The organism is Bacillus sp. COPE52, assembly GCF_003355115.1.
Classification (GTDB): Bacteria; Bacillota; Bacilli; order Bacillales; family Bacillaceae_G; genus Bacillus_A; species Bacillus_A toyonensis.
Genome location: NZ_CP031292.1, coordinates 4,270,211 through 4,289,203, shown reverse-complemented (window position 1 = coordinate 4,289,203; position 18,993 = coordinate 4,270,211). Strand labels below are relative to the sequence as shown.

The 18,993-nt window shown below is 35.1% G+C and carries 25 protein-coding genes and 1 pseudogene; 6 read left to right on the top strand and 20 right to left on the bottom strand.

Features of this window, described 5'->3' with window-relative positions; genetic code table 11:
- Window positions 1-11: 11 nt before the first annotated feature.
- Together DPQ31_RS29405 and DPQ31_RS21575 are read right to left on the bottom strand one after the other, a co-directional pair.
- A complete protein-coding gene (locus DPQ31_RS29405) occupies window positions 12-143 on the bottom strand; it encodes a hypothetical protein (RefSeq protein WP_000064664.1) in 132 nt (43 codons plus the stop codon).
- Between the two features lie 97 nt (window positions 144-240).
- The gene (locus DPQ31_RS21575) at window positions 241-468 is read right to left on the bottom strand and encodes a hypothetical protein (RefSeq protein WP_000032702.1); all 228 of its coding nucleotides are present in this window, start codon (window positions 466-468) and stop codon (window positions 241-243) included.
- 72 nt (window positions 469-540) lie between these two features.
- Here DPQ31_RS21575 and DPQ31_RS29400 point away from each other — a divergent pair.
- Together DPQ31_RS29400 and DPQ31_RS21570 are read left to right on the top strand one after the other, a co-directional pair.
- Window positions 541-656 (top strand): annotated as a pseudogene (locus DPQ31_RS29400) (GTP pyrophosphokinase).
- A 140-nt stretch (window positions 657-796) separates the two neighbouring features.
- The gene (locus tag DPQ31_RS21570; protein WP_001073100.1) at window positions 797-1,429 is read left to right on the top strand and encodes a VC0807 family protein; all 633 of its coding nucleotides are present in this window, start codon (window positions 797-799) and stop codon (window positions 1,427-1,429) included.
- Window positions 1,430-1,494: 65 nt separating this feature from the next.
- Here the strand turns inward: DPQ31_RS21570 and DPQ31_RS21565 are convergent, their stop codons facing one another.
- From DPQ31_RS21565 to comGA, 10 genes are all read right to left on the bottom strand, one after another.
- Window positions 1,495-1,695 carry a YqzE family protein gene (locus DPQ31_RS21565; RefSeq protein WP_000106086.1) on the bottom strand — a complete coding sequence of 67 codons (201 nt, stop codon included), beginning with the start codon at window positions 1,693-1,695 and terminating at the stop codon, window positions 1,495-1,497.
- A gap of 38 nt (window positions 1,696-1,733) precedes the next feature.
- Window positions 1,734-2,231 (bottom strand): shikimate kinase, encoded by a 498-nt coding sequence (locus DPQ31_RS21560; RefSeq protein ID WP_000836652.1) that lies wholly within the window; start codon window positions 2,229-2,231, stop codon window positions 1,734-1,736.
- Window positions 2,232-2,351: 120 nt separating this feature from the next.
- Window positions 2,352-3,002, bottom strand: a complete 651-nt coding sequence (locus tag DPQ31_RS21555; RefSeq protein WP_199632676.1) for a 2OG-Fe(II) oxygenase — start codon at window positions 3,000-3,002, stop codon at window positions 2,352-2,354.
- Between the two features lie 174 nt (window positions 3,003-3,176).
- Window positions 3,177-3,548 carry a competence type IV pilus minor pilin ComGG gene (gene comGG, locus DPQ31_RS21550; protein ID WP_199632675.1) on the bottom strand — a complete coding sequence of 124 codons (372 nt, stop codon included), beginning with the start codon at window positions 3,546-3,548 and terminating at the stop codon, window positions 3,177-3,179.
- The gene (gene comGF / locus DPQ31_RS21545) at window positions 3,545-4,018 is read right to left on the bottom strand and encodes a competence type IV pilus minor pilin ComGF (protein WP_000477948.1); all 474 of its coding nucleotides are present in this window, start codon (window positions 4,016-4,018) and stop codon (window positions 3,545-3,547) included. Before comGF ends, comGG begins: the two co-directional genes overlap by 4 nt.
- On the bottom strand, window positions 3,988-4,290 hold the full coding sequence (locus DPQ31_RS21540) for a hypothetical protein (protein ID WP_000829525.1): 303 nt from the start codon (window positions 4,288-4,290) through the stop codon (window positions 3,988-3,990). The genes comGF and DPQ31_RS21540 overlap by 31 nt, the downstream gene beginning before the upstream one ends.
- Window positions 4,283-4,738, bottom strand: a complete 456-nt coding sequence (gene comGD / locus DPQ31_RS21535; RefSeq protein WP_098137348.1) for a competence type IV pilus minor pilin ComGD — start codon at window positions 4,736-4,738, stop codon at window positions 4,283-4,285. Before comGD ends, DPQ31_RS21540 begins: the two co-directional genes overlap by 8 nt.
- The gene (gene comGC, locus DPQ31_RS21530; RefSeq protein WP_001178691.1) at window positions 4,735-5,034 is read right to left on the bottom strand and encodes a competence type IV pilus major pilin ComGC; all 300 of its coding nucleotides are present in this window, start codon (window positions 5,032-5,034) and stop codon (window positions 4,735-4,737) included. The genes comGD and comGC overlap by 4 nt, the downstream gene beginning before the upstream one ends.
- Before the next feature lie 11 nt (window positions 5,035-5,045).
- Window positions 5,046-6,083: a competence type IV pilus assembly protein ComGB gene (comGB, locus tag DPQ31_RS21525; RefSeq protein WP_016109090.1), complete on the bottom strand. Its 1,038-nt coding sequence runs from the start codon at window positions 6,081-6,083 to the stop codon at window positions 5,046-5,048.
- Entirely contained in the window at window positions 6,070-7,113 is a 1,044-nt protein-coding gene (gene comGA / locus DPQ31_RS21520; protein ID WP_199632674.1) for a competence type IV pilus ATPase ComGA, read from the bottom strand. Before comGA ends, comGB begins: the two co-directional genes overlap by 14 nt.
- A 204-nt stretch (window positions 7,114-7,317) precedes the next feature.
- Between comGA and DPQ31_RS21515 the strand changes: the two genes are divergently transcribed.
- The 3 genes from DPQ31_RS21515 (at window position 7,318) to DPQ31_RS21505 (ending at window position 9,883) form a co-directional block, all read left to right on the top strand.
- Window positions 7,318-8,013, top strand: coding sequence for a helix-turn-helix transcriptional regulator (locus DPQ31_RS21515; RefSeq protein WP_000434114.1), 696 nt, complete (start codon window positions 7,318-7,320; stop codon window positions 8,011-8,013).
- A 125-nt stretch (window positions 8,014-8,138) separates the two neighbouring features.
- Window positions 8,139-8,381 (top strand): DUF2626 domain-containing protein, encoded by a 243-nt coding sequence (locus DPQ31_RS21510; protein WP_000440717.1) that lies wholly within the window; start codon window positions 8,139-8,141, stop codon window positions 8,379-8,381.
- A 107-nt stretch (window positions 8,382-8,488) separates the two neighbouring features.
- A complete protein-coding gene (locus tag DPQ31_RS21505; protein ID WP_001094345.1) occupies window positions 8,489-9,883 on the top strand; it encodes an L-cystine transporter in 1,395 nt (464 codons plus the stop codon).
- Between the two features lie 62 nt (window positions 9,884-9,945).
- On the opposite strand, the gene DPQ31_RS21500 is transcribed toward DPQ31_RS21505, so the two are convergent.
- Window positions 9,946-10,338 (bottom strand): hypothetical protein, encoded by a 393-nt coding sequence (locus DPQ31_RS21500; protein ID WP_199631965.1) that lies wholly within the window; start codon window positions 10,336-10,338, stop codon window positions 9,946-9,948.
- Between the two features lie 87 nt (window positions 10,339-10,425).
- Window positions 10,426-10,641, bottom strand: a complete 216-nt coding sequence (locus tag DPQ31_RS21495) for a DUF3912 family protein (RefSeq protein WP_001008324.1) — start codon at window positions 10,639-10,641, stop codon at window positions 10,426-10,428.
- Window positions 10,642-10,893: 252 nt separating this feature from the next.
- Here DPQ31_RS21495 and DPQ31_RS21490 point away from each other — a divergent pair, with 252 nt between their 5' ends.
- Window positions 10,894-11,205, top strand: coding sequence for a hypothetical protein (locus tag DPQ31_RS21490; protein ID WP_001092833.1), 312 nt, complete (start codon window positions 10,894-10,896; stop codon window positions 11,203-11,205).
- Window positions 11,206-11,240: 35 nt separating this feature from the next.
- On the opposite strand, the gene DPQ31_RS21485 is transcribed toward DPQ31_RS21490, so the two are convergent.
- The 6 genes from DPQ31_RS21485 to DPQ31_RS21460 form a co-directional block, all read right to left on the bottom strand.
- Window positions 11,241-11,729 carry a hypothetical protein gene (locus DPQ31_RS21485; RefSeq protein ID WP_098710842.1) on the bottom strand — a complete coding sequence of 163 codons (489 nt, stop codon included), beginning with the start codon at window positions 11,727-11,729 and terminating at the stop codon, window positions 11,241-11,243.
- A 66-nt stretch (window positions 11,730-11,795) separates the two neighbouring features.
- Window positions 11,796-12,173, bottom strand: coding sequence for a nucleoside 2-deoxyribosyltransferase (locus tag DPQ31_RS21480; protein ID WP_098227148.1), 378 nt, complete (start codon window positions 12,171-12,173; stop codon window positions 11,796-11,798).
- A gap of 94 nt (window positions 12,174-12,267) precedes the next feature.
- Complete coding sequence (locus DPQ31_RS21475; protein WP_079519680.1) at window positions 12,268-12,528, bottom strand: DUF3966 domain-containing protein; 261 nt, start codon at window positions 12,526-12,528, stop codon at window positions 12,268-12,270.
- Window positions 12,529-12,623: 95 nt separating this feature from the next.
- The gene (locus DPQ31_RS21470; RefSeq protein ID WP_098137349.1) at window positions 12,624-13,682 is read right to left on the bottom strand and encodes an undecaprenyldiphospho-muramoylpentapeptide beta-N-acetylglucosaminyltransferase; all 1,059 of its coding nucleotides are present in this window, start codon (window positions 13,680-13,682) and stop codon (window positions 12,624-12,626) included.
- Window positions 13,683-13,700: 18 nt separating this feature from the next.
- The gene (gene metH, locus DPQ31_RS21465; protein ID WP_199631966.1) at window positions 13,701-17,099 is read right to left on the bottom strand and encodes a methionine synthase; all 3,399 of its coding nucleotides are present in this window, start codon (window positions 17,097-17,099) and stop codon (window positions 13,701-13,703) included.
- A complete protein-coding gene (locus tag DPQ31_RS21460) occupies window positions 17,099-18,931 on the bottom strand; it encodes a bifunctional homocysteine S-methyltransferase/methylenetetrahydrofolate reductase (protein ID WP_000770362.1) in 1,833 nt (610 codons plus the stop codon). Before DPQ31_RS21460 ends, metH begins: the two co-directional genes overlap by 1 nt.
- Window positions 18,932-18,993: the final 62 nt, after the last annotated feature.

The window sequence follows — 18,993 nt, the reverse complement described above, 5'->3', positions numbered from 1 at the left end:
TATTTTCTATCCTACTCGCTATCGTCACTACGCTCTTGCTGTTTTTTCTGTGCCATACGTTTCTGCTGTGCACGATCCTTTGCGCTCACATGATTTGCATCAGTTGGAAGGTTTTCTTTCGAACGTCCAATTCCATTGCTCATCTTTCCCACTCCTTTTTACGTTTTTCAAAACACATGTTTATTTTCAGCTAGAGTTACAATCCTTATACAAAAAAATAAGAGCAGCCATTGGCTACTCTTACTCACTCACATATTTTTGAAACATATCATGGATGCCTTTATTTACGAGGTTCGAGATCTGTTCGTCAGATTTATTCGGATAACGATCGCGCAATCTGATAGATGCCTTCACCATTAAATTTTCTAATACAGAACGGCCACCTTCTCCATAAATAATTTCAGCATACTTAACAAGCCTTCCATCCTCTACTGTTGCTGGATTATGATTGAAGAAAAATTTACTCATTGTTTCCACCTCTCTCTTTGATAACGTTTACATTTATATATTTTATTTATGTTATTTATTTCACAATATTGTATGCACGTATATTTAATTAGTTTCATTATAAAGCAACATATCGATAGTACATATGTGATTTTCCGTCCATTTTGTGAACAAACCAAAATGAAAGCGTTTCCTTTATTATATACTAAAAAAACTTACTACGCTAGGGGCAATTTTTTCAATCTACTAATCCCTCAAAAATTGATATATTTTTTCTTTTCCAATCAAACCTTATACAATTTTCAGAAATTATATTATAAAATATATGTATGACTTAAGGAGGATTTGTATGAATCAAAATAAAAAAGCTATATTAGATCTTGTCTTTTATCTCGTAATCCCATTCCTCATTTGGAAATTTGCAAAACCTTATATTGATCCTTATTACGCGATGTTAATTTCCTCTGTTCCGGGGATTATTTATACACTGTATACCTTTAAAAAAGAAAAGCAGTTTAACGTGACAGGATTCTTTATTTTAATTACACTCATTTCTAATACGACGGTAGATTTATTATCTGGATCAGCTGAACGAATGTTGTGGAACGATGCGTATTATCACATCGTACTCGGTATTATCGTCATATGTACAATTTTTATAAAAAAACCACTTATGTTATATTTCGCAGCAGATATTGCAGCACTACAAGGGCATGACCGTGATAAAAGTCGTGAACTGTATCGTGATAGTCGTATATATCCAGCACTACAATATTTAACGCTATTTTTCGGGCTTCAATTTATATTAAAAAGCTTTTTAAAAATTTATTTCATCTCCGTTTTCGGTGTAGATGGCTACGGTGAAATGAGAGCGATTATGACTGCTGTCGGCTGGGGCATTTCAATTTGCATCGGAATAGGGTTCGTATGGGTGAACAATAAAATACATGCGGTTACTGAGGAAAAAGAATCCGTACAGTAAATGAAAATCCCCTAGTATATAACGCTACTAGGGGATTTTCATTTTGCTAGGCATATGACTAAAAGTTAACTTGATTTTTTCCTTTTATTTTTTACGTTTCGATAAAATAAAGCTGCACTAAGCGGCATAACACCAAACCATTTATTTAAAAATGGCTCTTTTTCAGAGCGGCGTTGTTCTTTCTTTTGTTTACGATCTTCTTTTGGTGCATCCATATATGACACAAACTGCTGCGTCACAAAGCGAACATAATCATTAGTAGACATATTATCATCACCTCTACTTGATTAGTATGTCCACTTTTTTATTCATTAATCTTTTCCTTTAATTCATTCATAATTTGCTTTACTGACTTATTTGTCGTGTCGATATGAATATGTGCCTCTTCATAATACGCTCGGCGCGATTCGAATTTCGTTACAAATGCCTCTATATCTTTCTTCTGAAATAGTGGACGTGTCGTATCTTCACGAAGCCTTTCTGCAATTACATGCGGATCACAATATAAATACACGACAGTCCCGTTCTCTTTCATCCACTTTCGATTTTCCACTCGCTCAATAATCCCTCCACCAGTTGTAATGATTGCATTATGAACTGGTAGTGAACGTAACATCTCACTTTCATATTCTCGAAAAGTTATTTCGCCTTCTTCTGCAAAAATATTTCGAATTGCCTTCTCTTGCTTCTCTTCGATTTTTTGATCTGTATCTACAACATCCATTTGCAGTTCTTTACTTAACGCTTTTCCAATTGTTGTTTTCCCAGCTCCCATATAGCCGGTTATGTATATAGATTTCATTTTCTGTCCTCTCAATCGTCATGTATTAATTGTTATTATAACGAAAGATGCTACTTTGTTTAATAAAAAAACGTTTTGTTCTTCTTATACTAAGAAGAACAAAACGTAACATACTCGCTTTTACCTATAAGTACCTCTTCTCACCCACTGCGTTGCAATCCATTTCTCGCCTTTCGTTACAGGTGCCCCTCCGTGTAACGTAAGCTCATTTAGTGATTGATCTTGATAAAAATACTCAAAGTATACTGCCATTCCCTTTCTAGGGTGTACAGAAAGATTTAATTTCGGGAAGAACGTTTCTCCGCCTTCTTCTACATCATTTAAGTACATTACAAGCGTGCTAATACGATTATTAGCAGCTGATCTACTATGTTCCGCAAAATAATCATAGTGCGCTTTATATTGTTGATCCACTTCATAATTTAAAATGTGCAATCCTTCTCCATGCGTCACCGGAACATTCATGATAGATGAAATACGTTTTTCAATCTTCGAAGTAAGTTCATTCTCTTCCAAAAATGCGCCACTACTTGTTCGGATATCATTTACATCACGTGCTGAACCAATTGTAGAACGTTTTATTTTATTTTTAGACATTTCAATTAATTCGTCGCATTCTTCGTCACTTATTACATTTCCTAATACGACGATAAGAGGTTCTTCGAATTTCGAAATAATTTGTATTTCCCTATCTTCTGTCATAATCGTATTTCCTTTATGATCAAAAATAGTTTGTTCTTTATTTTCACCTATTTGATTGTTCTTTGTCATTTCCCTATTCTCCCTAAAAAAAATGATTGGATAGCATGAATATATCATATTCTTTCTACCTTTCTCTTTTTTGAGAAAATTTAAACTTTTGATCGTTATATTTATCCATTTCCCAAAAGAAATTGAAGCTCTTCACAATGGAAATTCATGGTTTTACTCAGCATACTTTACCTGTCATCCTTCTATCCAATCAAATATTTTCTCATCATTTTTTCTATACCGAAAGCTCACCGTATAGAAAATTCTTTGTTTTGTCTCGCACTGCAAAGAAACGAGAATCATATCATTTTCAAATTCGTACTTTCCACTCACTTTTCCCTTTGTATATTGAAAGAAAAAGGTACCATCTCTTTCTGTTTTCTGTAAGTCTACTTTTATATCTGCAATAGCTCGATTAATCAACTCTTCCACTAAAAATTTTTGCTCTATTTCAGTAGAAAATTTTTTATCAGAAAGCAACATATTCGTTTCGTATACAAAAAAAGAGGTTAATAAAATTAAAAAAATGATTGTTGCTGGCATTGTAAATCCATCTTGTTTTTTCATTCCTTTATTTCCATTTCGCTATATCTTACAACTACACCTTCATGTATTTTCCCACTAGTATCTTTCATATTTATAAAGAGCACATGAGGTGTTAGTTTGTACGAAACATTGCCAACCTTTTGTAATATAACTTCCCTTCCACGCATATTCACTTTTCTTATAAGATGATTATTCACTTTTTCATATATCACTTCATCCCCATTACGCAAACGGAAGCGTAAAATACTACCTTTATTTTCAAGGGCCATTATATGTTCCCCAAACGATACCTCACGAAACTCCAGTTGTACTTGGCCTAAAAACACATCCCACTCCCACTCATTTAATCCTTTTGAGTGTTTATTCTCCATTCCGATAAAATGAAGACTCGGTAAAAGTAAAAAGAACAGTGATACTAGAAACAAACATACGATCATTTCTATTAATGTAAATCCAACTTCTAATTTATTTTTCCTCCCACATAAAAACATTGTTCCATCATTCTTCCCTTCACATCTTTCCACATAGTACACACTTCACTTCCTCCCCAATATGTGTAATATACAAGTTCGTTTATAATTTTTTCTTTTACTCGCATTTCCTCATTCTCATACATATATAAAGCTGCTTCTTTTTTTAATAATACGAATGCCTTATAGCGGAGTTGTATATTTTTTCTTTCTTGCATGACCAATACTGTTTGCGGCAGTAGTACCGATACCGCCATCATTAGTATGCTTAACGATACAAGCATTTCAGCCATTATGGATCCTTTTTGATATTTCATGATACGTAAATCTCCCTCTTCCGAGCTGAAATACAATCTCATATTTATAACTTCGATACGAAAGTAAAATTGTACCACCTCTATTAATATTTCCGCTCGGATTATATGTCATCGGATTTGGAAATGTATGCAAATCAATTTGTATATCGTTACCATAGTCTCTCGACACAATAAAATGATTCGTACCCGACTCCTCAATGTAATACGTGTTTTTCTCTTTATACCACCGTAGCGTATAGTATTTCTGACGATTTATCGCTAATTGTTGCATATACAAAATATCATTTGAAAATTGGCTCAAAAATTGTTCGACTTTTTGTTTTTCATATAATGAATGAACATTAAAATACGTAATCATACTTAAGACAGAAATTACAAATAAAACGAGCAACATTTCTAAAAGAGTAAATCCTTTTTGTTTCACAATGTCCCGATTGATACTGTGCCATCATCTGAAATATGAATAGATTCACCATTCGGACACTTATGAGTTGTAATATATTTTTCGTCACTTAGCTCTTTTAACGAAGGAATTTTATTATGCTGTAATTGATATACCTGTATTTGCGCTTCTATAGATTTCACATAGGCTGCGCATCCTTTTCCTTGAACTGATGAGCGCTGCTTCACTACATTCGGAATAATTAATAGTAATAATACAGTTATAACAACCATAACCAATAACATCTCTAACAGAGTAAATCCTTCCTCATTCTGCATGTAAATGCCTCCTAAATGGAATTCATCATTTGAAACATCGGCATAATCATCGCTAAATACATAAGAACAACTATTCCTCCAATGCATGTAAATAAAATCGGTTGAATGATAACTAACATACGTTTCATTTTTTGTTCCATCTTTTCTATAACAAGATCGCTATAGTCCTCTAATTCAACTGCCAAATTACCGTTTGCTTGTCCATGCCTAATAATATAAGAAAGTTCTTTTTCGTAATAACCACTTTTAGCAATGATAGATTGTAACGATTCTCCTGCAATTAATTGCCGTTCAATTCGGGCCGCTTCATACTGAAAAAATCGATTATATTTTTGCTCCATCATTATTGTGAGTGCTTCGAGCACCGATAGTCCGCCGTACAATAAACCACTCAATTGAGTGGAGAAATAATGCGAATGCTTTAAAATAAGAAATACTTTTATGAGAGGAATACGAAGCATGATTTTTACCTGTTCAATATGTGGGAGTTTCCGAAAATAAAACAAATATACGCTACATCCAATAATAAAGATAAGAATACCGCTAATAATAATGTAAGGTATTCGTTTAATTGCACTTAAAATTTGTTCTGTAAATAGCGGCACTGTAGAACCAAATGAACTATACACCATTTCAACCTGCGGTAATAAGATGAGATTGAAAACAGCAAGCATAATCATTAAAAAGAATGCTAATAGCATAGGATACTGCATTATTTTCATCATATCTTTCCTATACTTATCCTTCTTATAAAGAAGTGCGCTCCCTTGTTGCAATGCAAAAGAAATATCACCATGTTTCTCAGCATAAAATAAATAACTTAACATCTCCTGATGAAACATTAATTGATGAAATGAATCGTGTAGACTTCTCCCCTCTTTTAATCCCTCAATCATATGCTGTAATTGTACTTTCTTTTCTATGGGTAATTGAAATCGTAAAAATTCTAGTGCCTGCAAAAGGGAGTATCCTTTTTCTAATAGTTCTCCTAATCGTTTCAACAATACTAATTGCTCACTTAAACTCCATGTTTTCTTAAACATAAACATCTTCTTCTAAAAATCCTAAAGCATACCCTTTTCGTATCGAAGATTCTAATGTTTCATGTTTGTACGTAACACATTCTCCGTTCGCTTCTTTAATCGCTTGTTGCAAATCATATCCATCTAACAACTCGTAAACGCTTGCTTGTCTTACTTGCCGCATTGATTTACATAAAATTGAGCACTTTCCTCTGCAAAATGGACACTTTAATTCAACAAGTCGCTGTGCAGCTACAGCCAATAAAGATTGTTCAATTTCTTGCCTCGTTATGCCATAATCCATAAATCTGAGTATCGCTCCTTTCGCATCATTCGTATGCAGGGTCGTCATTACTAAATGTCCAGTTAAACTTGCTCTTACAGCTATTTTTGCTGTTTGTTCATCTCGGATTTCACCAACTAATATAATATCTGGATCATGGCGTAAAATAGCCTTTAGTCCAGCCTCATATGTGATACCTGCTTTTTCGTTTATTTGAATTTGTAATAAATCGTCTTTTCTTTTTTCAACTGGGTCTTCAAGTGTTACAATTCGACGTGTTTTCCTTTTTCTAATTACCTCTAATAATGCATACATTGTCGTTGTCTTCCCAGAACCAGTCGGTCCAGTAAATACGAGTAGACCATGTGAATAACGTAAAAAAGAGAGGAGTTTTTCCGCCGTACTTGGAAATAACGAAAGATGAGATAACGGCTGCACAGATGCTTGTAAATGAAGGCGAATCACGAGACTTTCTCGATATACAGTCGGAAGTGTTGAAAGACGTAAATACACTTCTTGTCCATCAATTTGTAAATACAATGAACCATTTTGTGGCTTCCGCCTCTCTCCTATATCCATGGATGCCAAAAATTTAAAGTGCGAAACAAGTTTTTCTCCAAACTCCTTTTCAATACATTGTTTCGTAATTAAATCTTTTCCTATACGTAGCTGAACCGCTACATCCTTCTGCCGGGGCACAATATGTAAGTCCGATGCTTGTACCCTACACGCTTCTTTCAAAATTGTATTCGCAAAAATTTCAATTCCATTCATCATTTTCCCTCCTCACTATGTATATAGCATGAAAAAATGCACAATAAAAATTGGGACTTTTGTATTTTCATCAGAATAAAAAGGAAAATTATGTTTGTGAAATTATGAACAATTTCCGAATTATTGTCTGAAATTACCTATATGGAAGTTTATCTGTATTATAATGTTATTATCTTGGATAAAGTGATAAAGGTGGAGATCCTCATGGAACAAGCTTTAAAAATTACAGGTGTATTATCTGACCCAACTCGTTATTACATTTATAAATATATTTCTCAAAAACATAGTTACGTAACTGTACAAGAAATTGCAGATGAGTTTGACATTCATCCAAACGTAGCACGCTTACATTTATCTAAATTAGAAGATGTTCATATGCTTAAATCTGAAACAAAGAAAACTGGAAAGGGTGGAAGACCAAGCAGATTATATGTATTATCTGATGATGTTATCCAATTGCAATTTCCATTCCGTGATTATCAATTATTAGCAAAAATAGCGTTCAATTCTCTCCTTAGCCTTGGAGCTGCTGGTGAAAAAGCGCTATACGAAACAGGAAAACAATTCGGAGCAGAATTAATGCAACAACATATGCACCGCTTAAATGTGAGTGAAGAAGACTTAACAGTAGAACAAAAAGTTCAAATTGCAAAAGAAGCTTTCTCAACAGCTGGTTTATCACCTGCATTTGAATTAAGTGCAGATGGAACAAAAATTTTCTATGATGTACACAATTGTCCATTTAAAGAAGTTGCTGTTCATCACCCAACTGAAATTTGTAATATGCATGGGGATATGATGAAAGGGATTTTTGAAATCCTATTCCCTAACATGGAATTAACACGAAATGATAGTCTACTAGATGGATGTAAATCTTGTAATTATAAATTAACAATTTAATTTCTCATATAAAAAGAAGCCAATTATAATTGGCTTCTTTTTATATGAACGAATATTTACAATAGTAAGAAAAATAAACTATAATGAGGAGAGGTTTACTTTTTCTAGAAAAGGAGGGAGATGGCATGGAGCGCATGTTTCGCGTTCTCGGCTTTTGGACTGGAATTTTCTCGGTTATGTTTTACGTAGGGGATATGCAACAGGCTGCACTACTATTTTTAGGACAAACAGGTTTCTTCGTACTTTTAAGTTATTTAAAATTAACAGAGCGTATGTATATATACGTATTTGGGGCCTACTTAACTGTTTTCTTCATAGGATTTACATACTACACGACGTTTTTACTTGTCCCTGGGGCTGGACATTAAAAGATGGCAATTTGCCATCTTTTTTTTAATCGTGGAATTTCCTAGTTGACTTATAGGTTTTATTACCTTATATTCTATATAACAGATTGGAATTAGGGGGAATCAACATGAATACACTGCTTGTCGGAATTAACGTTGCAGTCATGCTCATTTTAGTCGGCGTATTATATTATATGCAACGTAAGCATGTATCTTTTAATAAACGTGTATTTACTGCTTTAGGAGTCGGAATTTTATTTGGTCTTATATTACAATTTATTTATGAGCCTACTTCTAAAGTAATTATTGAATCAAATACTTGGTTTGGCTTAATCGGTAACGGTTATGTGAAATTGCTTCAAATGATCGTTATGCCACTTATTTTAGTATCTATTATTTCAGCCTTTACAAAATTACAATTAACGAAAAATCTTGGTAAAATCAGTGGCCTTATTATCGGAATTTTAATTCTTACTACAGGAATTGCTGCAGCTGTCGGAATCGCTGCAAGTGCAGGATTTGATGTATCAGCAACAGGCCTACAACAAGGTGATGCAGAATCTGCTCGTCTGAAACTAGTTGAAGAAAGATTTACTTCTATTGAAAAGACAACAATTCCAGACAAATTATTAGAGCTATTACCTACAAATCCATTTCTTGATTTAACAGGTGCTCGTCCAACATCAACAATTTCTGTCGTAATATTTGCAGCCTTTATCGGCATTGCCTTTATAGGTGTAAAACGAAAATATCCAGAACAAGCAGAGTTATTTAAGAAGATGCTTGATGCTGTATATGCAATCGTAATGCGTATGGTAACATTAATTTTACGCCTTACTCCATACGGCGTATTAGCTCTTATGGCAAAAACAGTTGCTGGTAGCGATATAAATGCTATTTTAAAACTTGGTAACTTCGTGTTAGCGTCTTACGTAGCACTTATCGTAATGTTCGTTATTCACTTATTATTAATTGCTCTATCTGGTTTAAATCCAATTCAATATTTGAAAAAGGTATTCCCTGTATTAACATTTGCATTCACATCTCGCTCTAGTGCTGGTGCAATGCCATTAAATATTGAAGCGCAAAAAGAAAAGCTTGGTATTTCCGAAGGGATTGCAAACTTCGCAGCTTCATTCGGGGTATCTATCGGTCAAAACGGTTGCGCAGGTATTTATCCAGCAATGCTTGCAATGATGGTCGCTCCAACTGTAGGAATTGATCCGTTACAACCACAATTTATTTTAACTTTAATCGCTGTCGTTGCTATTAGCTCATTCGGTGTTGCCGGTGTTGGTGGCGGTGCAACATTCGCAGCGTTAATCGTACTATCTACAATGAACTTACCAATTGGCATTGTCGCTCTTGTTATCTCGGTTGAACCATTAATCGATATGGGCCGTACAGCCCTTAACGTAAGTGGTTCTATGACAGCAGGTCTTATTTCTAGTAAATGGCTTGGTGAATTAGATCAAGATACGTACAATCAAGATGATACAAAAACTGGTGAAATTGCTTCATAATAAGAAAAAGACGCTAACATAAAACTGTTAGCGTCTTTTTTTACATCCCATCTTGAAAAGTATCACTCCAAGCATTCTTCTAGTTGCTCTTTTAACTCCTCCTCAATCTCATAATAAGAATAATCAACAAGTTCTCCTACTTTCTTACTCCCCCAAATTCTTGATTGAGTTAGCATTCCTAAAAAGATATTTTCGCATTTCCAAATTGGAATGATATAAAAGTCAATCATCTCACCTTCTTCATCTACTATCGCCATAGAAACTGATGAATAATACCCCGTTTCAAAGGGATCTTTTTTTTCTCTTTCGAATCCAATGTCTAATTCCATACTTTTCTCAATATATAAATGCGCATACTCTCTAAAAAGTTTAAGTGATATTCGCTCTATCTCCTTTTCCATACATTGAATTTTCTCTTTCAATTCCAATGTAAAATCTCGTTCTTTATACTTCATTTCCGTCTCCTTACACATAGAAAAAGAGAATACAATAACATATTCTCTTTTCTCAAATATATTTCATTATCTCACAGCCCGTCCTTTTCACAAATAACCATTCTGCTCGCACCATTTATGAAATTGTCCTACGTCCACTCCAACTAACACGATATCCTTTAGCTCGACATCAATACTTTGTTCTCCAATTATAATAGCGAAGTGTGGTTTTAATTGTTCTTCGTTTTTCTTTACAATTCCAATTCGGTTCCGATGCGGTCCATCTTTTATATATGCTTTTTGCCCTACAATATCAAAGTTCAAGATTCTCACCTCTTTTACTGCGCTCAAATTGGAAATACAATCTCCACCTCGGAAAATTTCCTTTCATTGCACTATTTCTCTATATATATGACGAAACAATAAAAGAGTCCTTCCTTCTTTACAATTATTTTTTCTTTGTTTCATTTTTATGATTGAAACGTAAAGTTTATAATAAAATACATTTGGAAGCGCTTTCTATGTAATTTTTTATGTTATAATATAAAAGTAGAACTTCGTAAAGAGGGTTAAAAAATGAATACAAAAATAATAAAAAAAGTAATTGACGCATTAAAAGTATATGGCTTTCAGGATGTATCATTCTGTGACAAAACGAAACAATTTTTATTTCATAACGAAACGGATATTATGAGCGGCTATGCAGAAATAACATATAGTAGTCAATTTGAAAAATTTAACGTACAAATTCATCCAATTGAAACACATCATCAAGCAGAGTTACAAGAGGTTGAAAGACATATACAAGCTTGTATAAGAAAAGTGGAATATTTAAACGCACTTCTTACTGGGCAGACAAAACTAGATGATAAAATTATTATTATGTAAAAAAAAGAACGTGATATCCTCACGTTCTTTTTTCATTATACGTTCATCTTTTCCTTCAGTTGTAATCCTGTAATGGATTCTAATACATCCATCGCTTCTCCAAACGTCATATCAAAAATCGTCTTATCCTCTATGTATGGAAACTGTCTGAAACGCTTTTCTAACATCTTCACAGCATCTGATGTAAAGTTTGCACTATCAACACCAAATTCTGTTTCAAGAAGCACGATCCAATCTAACACATGAAAACCTAATCCATTTACGAATAAAATCAGTTTCTCTTCTGGTTGTGAAGATAAGAATACGTATCGCTCCATCTCACTGAATAGTTCTTCGCCTAAAACTTCTGCTAATTCATCATCATGTTCGCGTTCAATAATCTCTTCATATCCGTAATCATCAGTAAGCTCTTCTACTTCTTCACTATCTGCAAAAAGCAATTGACTAAGAAGCGCATCTTTCTTAAATTCACTCTTTTGTACCACTTCTAAAAAACTTGTTTCCCAACTATTTTCTAATTTCATATTATATAGCTCCTTTATATACTTTCCTTATCATCACTGTACCCAAAAGATTATCTTTATAACCTTTTAAACATCCACATTATTCATAACGTGAGCTACAAACTTTTCTGCATCCCCTTCAAAAATATGTACTTCTGGCAAATGGTAAAATGTTGTTTGCAGCGAATTTCCTTCATGATACATATATATTTTTTTCTCTAGTGCAATGGCCATTCCAAACTCTGTATGACTTCCATTTCCACCATCTAATATAAGTAAAAAGACATCGGCTTCCTTTATAGCATTCTTTTCCGCCTCACCAATTTCTCTTAATTGTTCTTGATTAACTGCTCTTTCGTTTTTTGTCCAATCATATGTATGGTGCCATCCTGCTTCTTTTAACTGGCCTGATACAAAACGAACAATGTGTTTATTTTGAAATCCCGATGCTATATAAAATTTCATTTATGTTCATCCTTTAAATATGTATGGGGAAACTCCTTTTAGCGTTACTTGCTATAGATATAATAAAGAACGACATCAAAAAAAATCCCCATCTTTAGAACTTATTTGCGTTTAAATGATGGGTTGCTTCATGGTCTTCTTTTATTTTTTGTTTTTTATAACTTTCATCAGCTAACATTTCTAGTTCTGCTGTTATTTCTGATTTTTCAAGCTCTCGTTCTTGCGAAAATTTCCTTGAAATATAAACAATCACACTACCAACGTACAACACAAAGCATATAATAAGTGCAGTATTTTCATAGAGACTTAGCTCCAACACAGTCACTCCTAATCCATTCGTATTTTCACGCTTAATCAATTGGAATTTCCCTACTAACCATTTGTTATTGTAACATAAAAATATCAATTCTTGGAATCTTTCATCCTATTAAAAAAGACATGATTGTATAATCATGCCTCTGAAATATGTTTAATAATAGTTTTAATCGCTTCTTCTCCATTGTATTTCTTTAATGCCCTTTTATACACCTCATTATTTTGATCTAACTCTTCGACATACTTTATAAGAGAATTCATAGTAACATCTTCTTCGTACAATACTGAGGCATAACCTTGTTTTTCGAAGGATTCTGCATTTAAAATTTGATCTCCACGACTAGCAAATTTTGATAAGGGAATTAAAACCATTGGCTTTTCTAATGTTAAAAACTCAAAGATTGCATTGGATCCCGCACGTGAAATAACAAAATCTGTTGCCGCTAATATGTCTGGTAACTCCTCATGAATATATTCAAATTGTTTATATCCTTCTTTATTTTGTAAGCTTTCATCAAGATTACCTTTTCCGCAAAGGTGAACAATTTGATACTTTTTAAGAAGTTTTGGTAACGCTTCTCGAACTGTTTCATTGATTTTCTTCGCACCCAAACTTCCACCCATAATTGTAATAACCGGCTTTTTACGTGAAAAACTTAAAAACGCTAAACCTTTTTCACGATTTCCCTTTAGCACTTCTTCACGTACAGGAGCTCCCGTATATATTACTTTTTCTTTCGGTAAATGTTTCGCTGCTTCCTCAAATGTAACAAATATTTTCGAAGCAAAACGGAGCGCAATTTTGTTTGCTAGTCCTGGTGTCATATCGGATTCATGCAATAAAACTGGCACTCTATTTAACCATCCTCCAATTACGACTGGTACAGATACGAAACCACCTTTTGAAAAAATTACATCCGGTTTTAGTTTTCGAATCCTTACATACGCATCCATAACCCCCTTCATTACAAGAAAAGGATCTTTTATATTTTTCAAATCAAAATAACGACGTAGCTTTCCACTCGCAATACTATAGTACGGAATGCCCTCTTTTTCTATAATCGCTTTCTCAATCCCTTGATGAGAACCAATATAAGAGATATCCCAATGCTGTTCTTGTAAATATGGAATGATGGCTAAATTAGGTGTTACATGCCCTGCCGAACCGCCACCTGTAAAGACTATTTTCTTCATACGTCTCCCCCTTCTACACTATAGTACACTAAAATACCTTGCCTCAGGGTGAGAAAATACCATAGCCGTTACTGATGCTTCTGGTTCCATCATGAATCCTTCCGTTAATGAAATACCTATTTCCTCTGGATGAATTAGACGGAACAATTTTTCTTGATCCGCAAGTTCTGGGCATGCTGGATAACCAAATGACACACGTATTCCTCTATATTTCGTACGGAAACGCTCTTCCATCGTCAATTCAGGTGAATCTGGAATGCCCCAGCGGTCACGAATGAGCATATGTGTTTTTTCAGCAAGCCCCTCTGCTAATTCAAGCGCTAACGATTGAATTGCATGACTGCGTAAATAATCTCCCTTCGCCTTCCACTCCTCAGCAATATCCCGAACTCCTTCCCCAACAGTAACAGATAAGAAAGCGACATAGTCCATCTCATCTCCAATAGGGCGCAAATAATCACCTAAAGTACGGTATGGTGCTTTTCCTTGTCTAGGAAATGTGAAACGCTCTATTACGCGCGTATGATCTTCTGGATCATATATTACGATGTTTTGTCCATCGCTTTGCGCTGGGAAAAATTGATACACTGCTTTCGGTTTTAACCAAGATTGTCCTTCCACCAATAATTCGTCTATTAAATCATTTAATTCGTGCGCTCTTTTATCCCCCTCTTTCAAAAGCTTCTTCACATTTCCTTTTAATCCAAGGTGATGTCCAAGTAACATTTGTCTATTTAAAAATGGGGCAAGATGTGAGACAGGAACATCTCGTAATACAATTCGTTTTGTTGAATCAGGCACCATAACCTCTGATTTTGGTAACGGCTCAATTACTGCTGGAATTTCCACTTTCTTCTCTTCTTTTTTTACGATATGAAGATGACGTTCTTTTTTATCCTGTTTCATCTTCTCACGCTCTTCTTCTTTTTGAAGCTTATTAATAATATCAAGACCTGTCATCGCATCGCTCGCATAACATACGAGCCCTTTATACGATGGAGAAATACGATTATCTGTAAACTTTCTCGTTAACGCTGCACCACCAACAACAATTGGAATATCAATATTCGCCGCTTTTAAATCCTCAGCAGTTGTTACCATTTGTTGTGCTGATTTTACTAGCAAGCCAGAAAGACCTATAATATCAGGTTTTTTTTCTTGCACTTCTTGAACGATTCGATCCGAACGAACATTAATTCCTAAATTAATAATCTCATATCCGTTATTTGATAAAATAATTTCAACAAGATTTTTCCCAATATCATGTACGTCCCCTTTAACGGTCGCTAATAATACTTTTCCTTTTTTCGCACTATCGCTAGATTCCATATGCGGCTCCAAATAACTTACAGCAGCTTTCATACTTTCAGCACTTTGCAATACTTCAGCAACTATAAGTTCATTATTATTAAATAATCGTCCCACCTCATCCATTCCTGCCATAAGTGGACCATTAATAATATCCAAAGGTTTTCTTCCCTCTGTCAGCGCGAGACTTAAATCTTCATGTAATCCTTGCTTTGTACCTTCTACAATATAGTTGGCTAGTCGCTCATCAAGCGTTAATGTTTCTTGAACAACAACCTCTTTCTTTTTAGCAACACGATAAAAATTCGTAAATTCTTCTAACGTCTCTTTCGTCGTTTCAAATAATAATGCATCTGCAAGACGTTTTTCTTCCTCTGGAATTGACGCATAGCGCTCTAATTTCTCAGTATTAACAATCGCATAATCTAATCCTGCTTTCGTTGCATGATATAAAAAGACAGAATTTAACACTTCACGTCCAGCTGGTGGTAAACCAAATGATATATTACTCACACCTAAAATCGTTAAACATTCTGGTAACACTTCTTTAATAAGTCGAATTCCTTCTATCGTCGCTGCCGCTGAACCGATGTATTCTTCATCACCTGTCCCTACTGGAAATACAAGTGCATCAAAAATAATATCTGACGGGCGTATACCATATTTCGTCGTCAATAATTCATAACTTCTTTTCGCAATTTCTAGTTTTCTTTCAGCACTTACTGCCATACCATCTTCGTCAATTGTCCCAACTACAATTGCGGCACCATACTTGCGAAGCAGTGGCGTTACCTTTTCAAAACGCTCTTCTCCATCTTCTAAGTTAATAGAGTTAATAACAGCTTTCCCTTGAATATAAGTAAGTGCTCTCGCCATTACATTTTCATCTGTTGAATCAATCATAATCGGTACTTTTAACACTTTTGTAACTTCTGATAAGAATTTTTCCATATCTTCTATTTCATCACGGTCAGGGTCTGCCATACAAATATCAATAATATGAGCATTTTTCTTCACTTGTGCTCTTGCCACTTCAGCAGCCTCTTCAAATTTACCTTCTGCCACTAATCGTTTAAATTTACGTGACCCTATAACATTCGTTCTTTCACCCACAAATAACGGTCTCATAGACTCATCATATTGCAGCGCCTCTAATCCACTAATTCCATGTCCGGCTCGTTCATTTTGCTCACGCGGTGTAAGAGATGCTAGCGCTTCTTTCATTGCTCTTATATGTTCTGGTGTTGTGCCGCAACAACCACCAATAATATTAATCCATCCTTCTTCAGCAAATCGCTTCACTTTTTCAGCGAGAGAAGATGGAGATTCATGATAATGTCCATCTTCATCAGGAAGACCTGCATTTGGATAACAAGAAATGTAACACTCCGATAGATCAGATAAAGAACGAATATGGTCTCTCATAAACTCCGGACCAGTCGCACAGTTTAATCCAACAGATAATGGCTTCATATGTTCTACGGATAAGTAAAAAGCCTCAATTGTTTGCCCAGCCAGAGTCGTCCCCATCGGCTCAATCGTCCCAGAGATCATAATAGGAACAATTTTATTTAGTTCTTCAAAAGCAGCTTGAATTCCAATATAAGCTGCTTTCACATTACGCATATCTTGACTCGTCTCAACGAGTAACACATCAACTTCGCCATTTAATAATCCCCTCGCCTGCCTAGTATAAGCTTCTATTAGTTCTTCAAATGTAACTCCTCCTGTAACACTAATTGCTTTCGTTGTCGGTCCCATCGCACCTGCAACATATACTTCATTCCCGCTTTCTTTAACAGCTTGTTTCGCTAATCGTGCTGCCTTTTCATTTAGTTCTTCATCTAAATGAGACAGCTCATAATCACTTAATACGATATTTGTCGCCCCAAATGTATTTGTTTCAATAATGTCAGCTCCAGCTTCAATATAAGCTTTATGAATCTTTAAAATAACATCCGGCCTTGTTTCTACTAAATATTCATTACAGCCCTCGTACTCTTCTCCTCCGAAATCTTCCGCAGTTAAGTCCTCTTGTTGTATCATTGTCCCCATTGCACCGTCTAATATTAAAATGTTATTTTGTAATTTTTCTTCTATACACTTCATCAATTAATACCTTCTTTCACTTCTTGCTTTTCTCTCACATATTTAACAAGATGTTCTGTAATTTCATATTTTAGAAATGGTGTAATTAAATAGATACCGTTAAAATATTTCATCGCTGCATCGATCAACTCTTGTGAAATACGAATCCCTTCCTCGATAGCGGCCTCTTTCGTTTCGTGTCCATCCATTCTCTCTCTTATTTCTTCAGGAAGAGTAATACCCGGCACCTCAAAATGGAGAAAGTCTGCATTCCGCTTACTTACTAATGGCATAATTCCAATAAAAATAGGTTGTTCCAAATGTTTTGTTGCTTCATATACTTCTTCTATTAAAGCAACATCATATATCGGCTGTGTTAAGAAATATTCAGCCCCAGCATCTATTTTTCGTTCCATTCGCTTTACCGCTGCTTTTAAATGCCTTACGTGAGGATTAAAAGCACCTCCGACTGAAAACCTTGTTGCCGGTCCAATGGATTTCCCTAAAATGGAACGTCCATCGTTCATTTCTTTAATCATTTTAATTAACTCTATAGAGGACAGATCATATACAGAAGTTGCTCCCGGAAAATCACCAACGCGCGCTGGATCACCAGTTAAAGCTAATACTTCCTCCATACCTAACGCTGATAAACCTAGTAAATGAGATTGTAGTCCAATGACGTTATGGTCTCTACACGTTAAATGTGTCAATACTGGAATATCGTGCTTCGTTAATAATGCGCCCATTGCCATATTCGAAACACGAGGCGATGCTAATGAATTATCTGCTAGAGTAATAGCGTCTGCTCCCGCTCTTTTTAACGCTCTTGCTCCTTCAAAAAACCGCTGTGTATCTAACGTTTTCGGCGGATCTAATTCCACTACAACTGTCGTTTGTTTTTTTGCCTTTTCCGCAAGAGTAACCTGTGCCTTCGAACGCTTCTCGTGTGTATGAACTACTTTCGGTCTTTGAATCGTGTCTTTTTCTATTACAGGTGTAACATTCGCAACAGCGCGCTTCATACTTTGAATATGTTCTGGAGTCGTACCACAACAACCACCCAATAACCGAATACCTTGCTCAATAAATTTCGGTGTCATCGCTTCGAAATAAGCTGGGCTTCCCTCATATACGTAACGTCCCTCCACATAATTTGGGAGACCTGCATTTGGGTATGCTGATAAATAGCCATTCTGCGGAATCGATATCATTTTGAAAGCTTCCGTCATATGAAGTGGTCCTAGTTGACAGTTCAATCCAACAACATTTGCACCGTAATCTATAAGCTGCTTTAATATTTCATTGACATCATTTCCATTTTGAGTCGTACCTGCTTCATGTAACGCTACTTGAGCAACAATCGGAATATTCGTTTGCTTACGCAATACTTTAACGGCATGAAGTAATTCAAATTCATCGTAAAAAGTTTCTAATAGTAATCCATCAACCTGTTCTTCTAGTAAAGCACCTGCCTGTTCAAGTAGCATAAATTCTCGCTCCATATCAGTCGTTGTGACAGCTCCGATATGTTTCATACCACCGATTGTTCCTAAAATTGCATTTCTGTTTGTAACAGATGCTTTCGCAAGCTTCACTGCCGCTTTATTAATTTGAACAACTTGATTTTCTAAGCCATACATACGTAATTTCGCCTCATTTGCTCCATACGTATTTGTTTGAATCACATCTGCACCAGCAGCTACATATTGTTTATGAATCGATATAATTAGGTCTGGATCAGATACATTCAATTCTTCAAAACTACTTTGCAAACCATGTGAATGTAATAACGTTCCAACCGCACCATCACCTATTACAATTCCTTTTGATAATAAATCTAGTAATTTCACGAATCTCCCTCATTTCTATCAATATAAAAACCCCCTCTTCACTTTGAAGAGGGGGACATAAT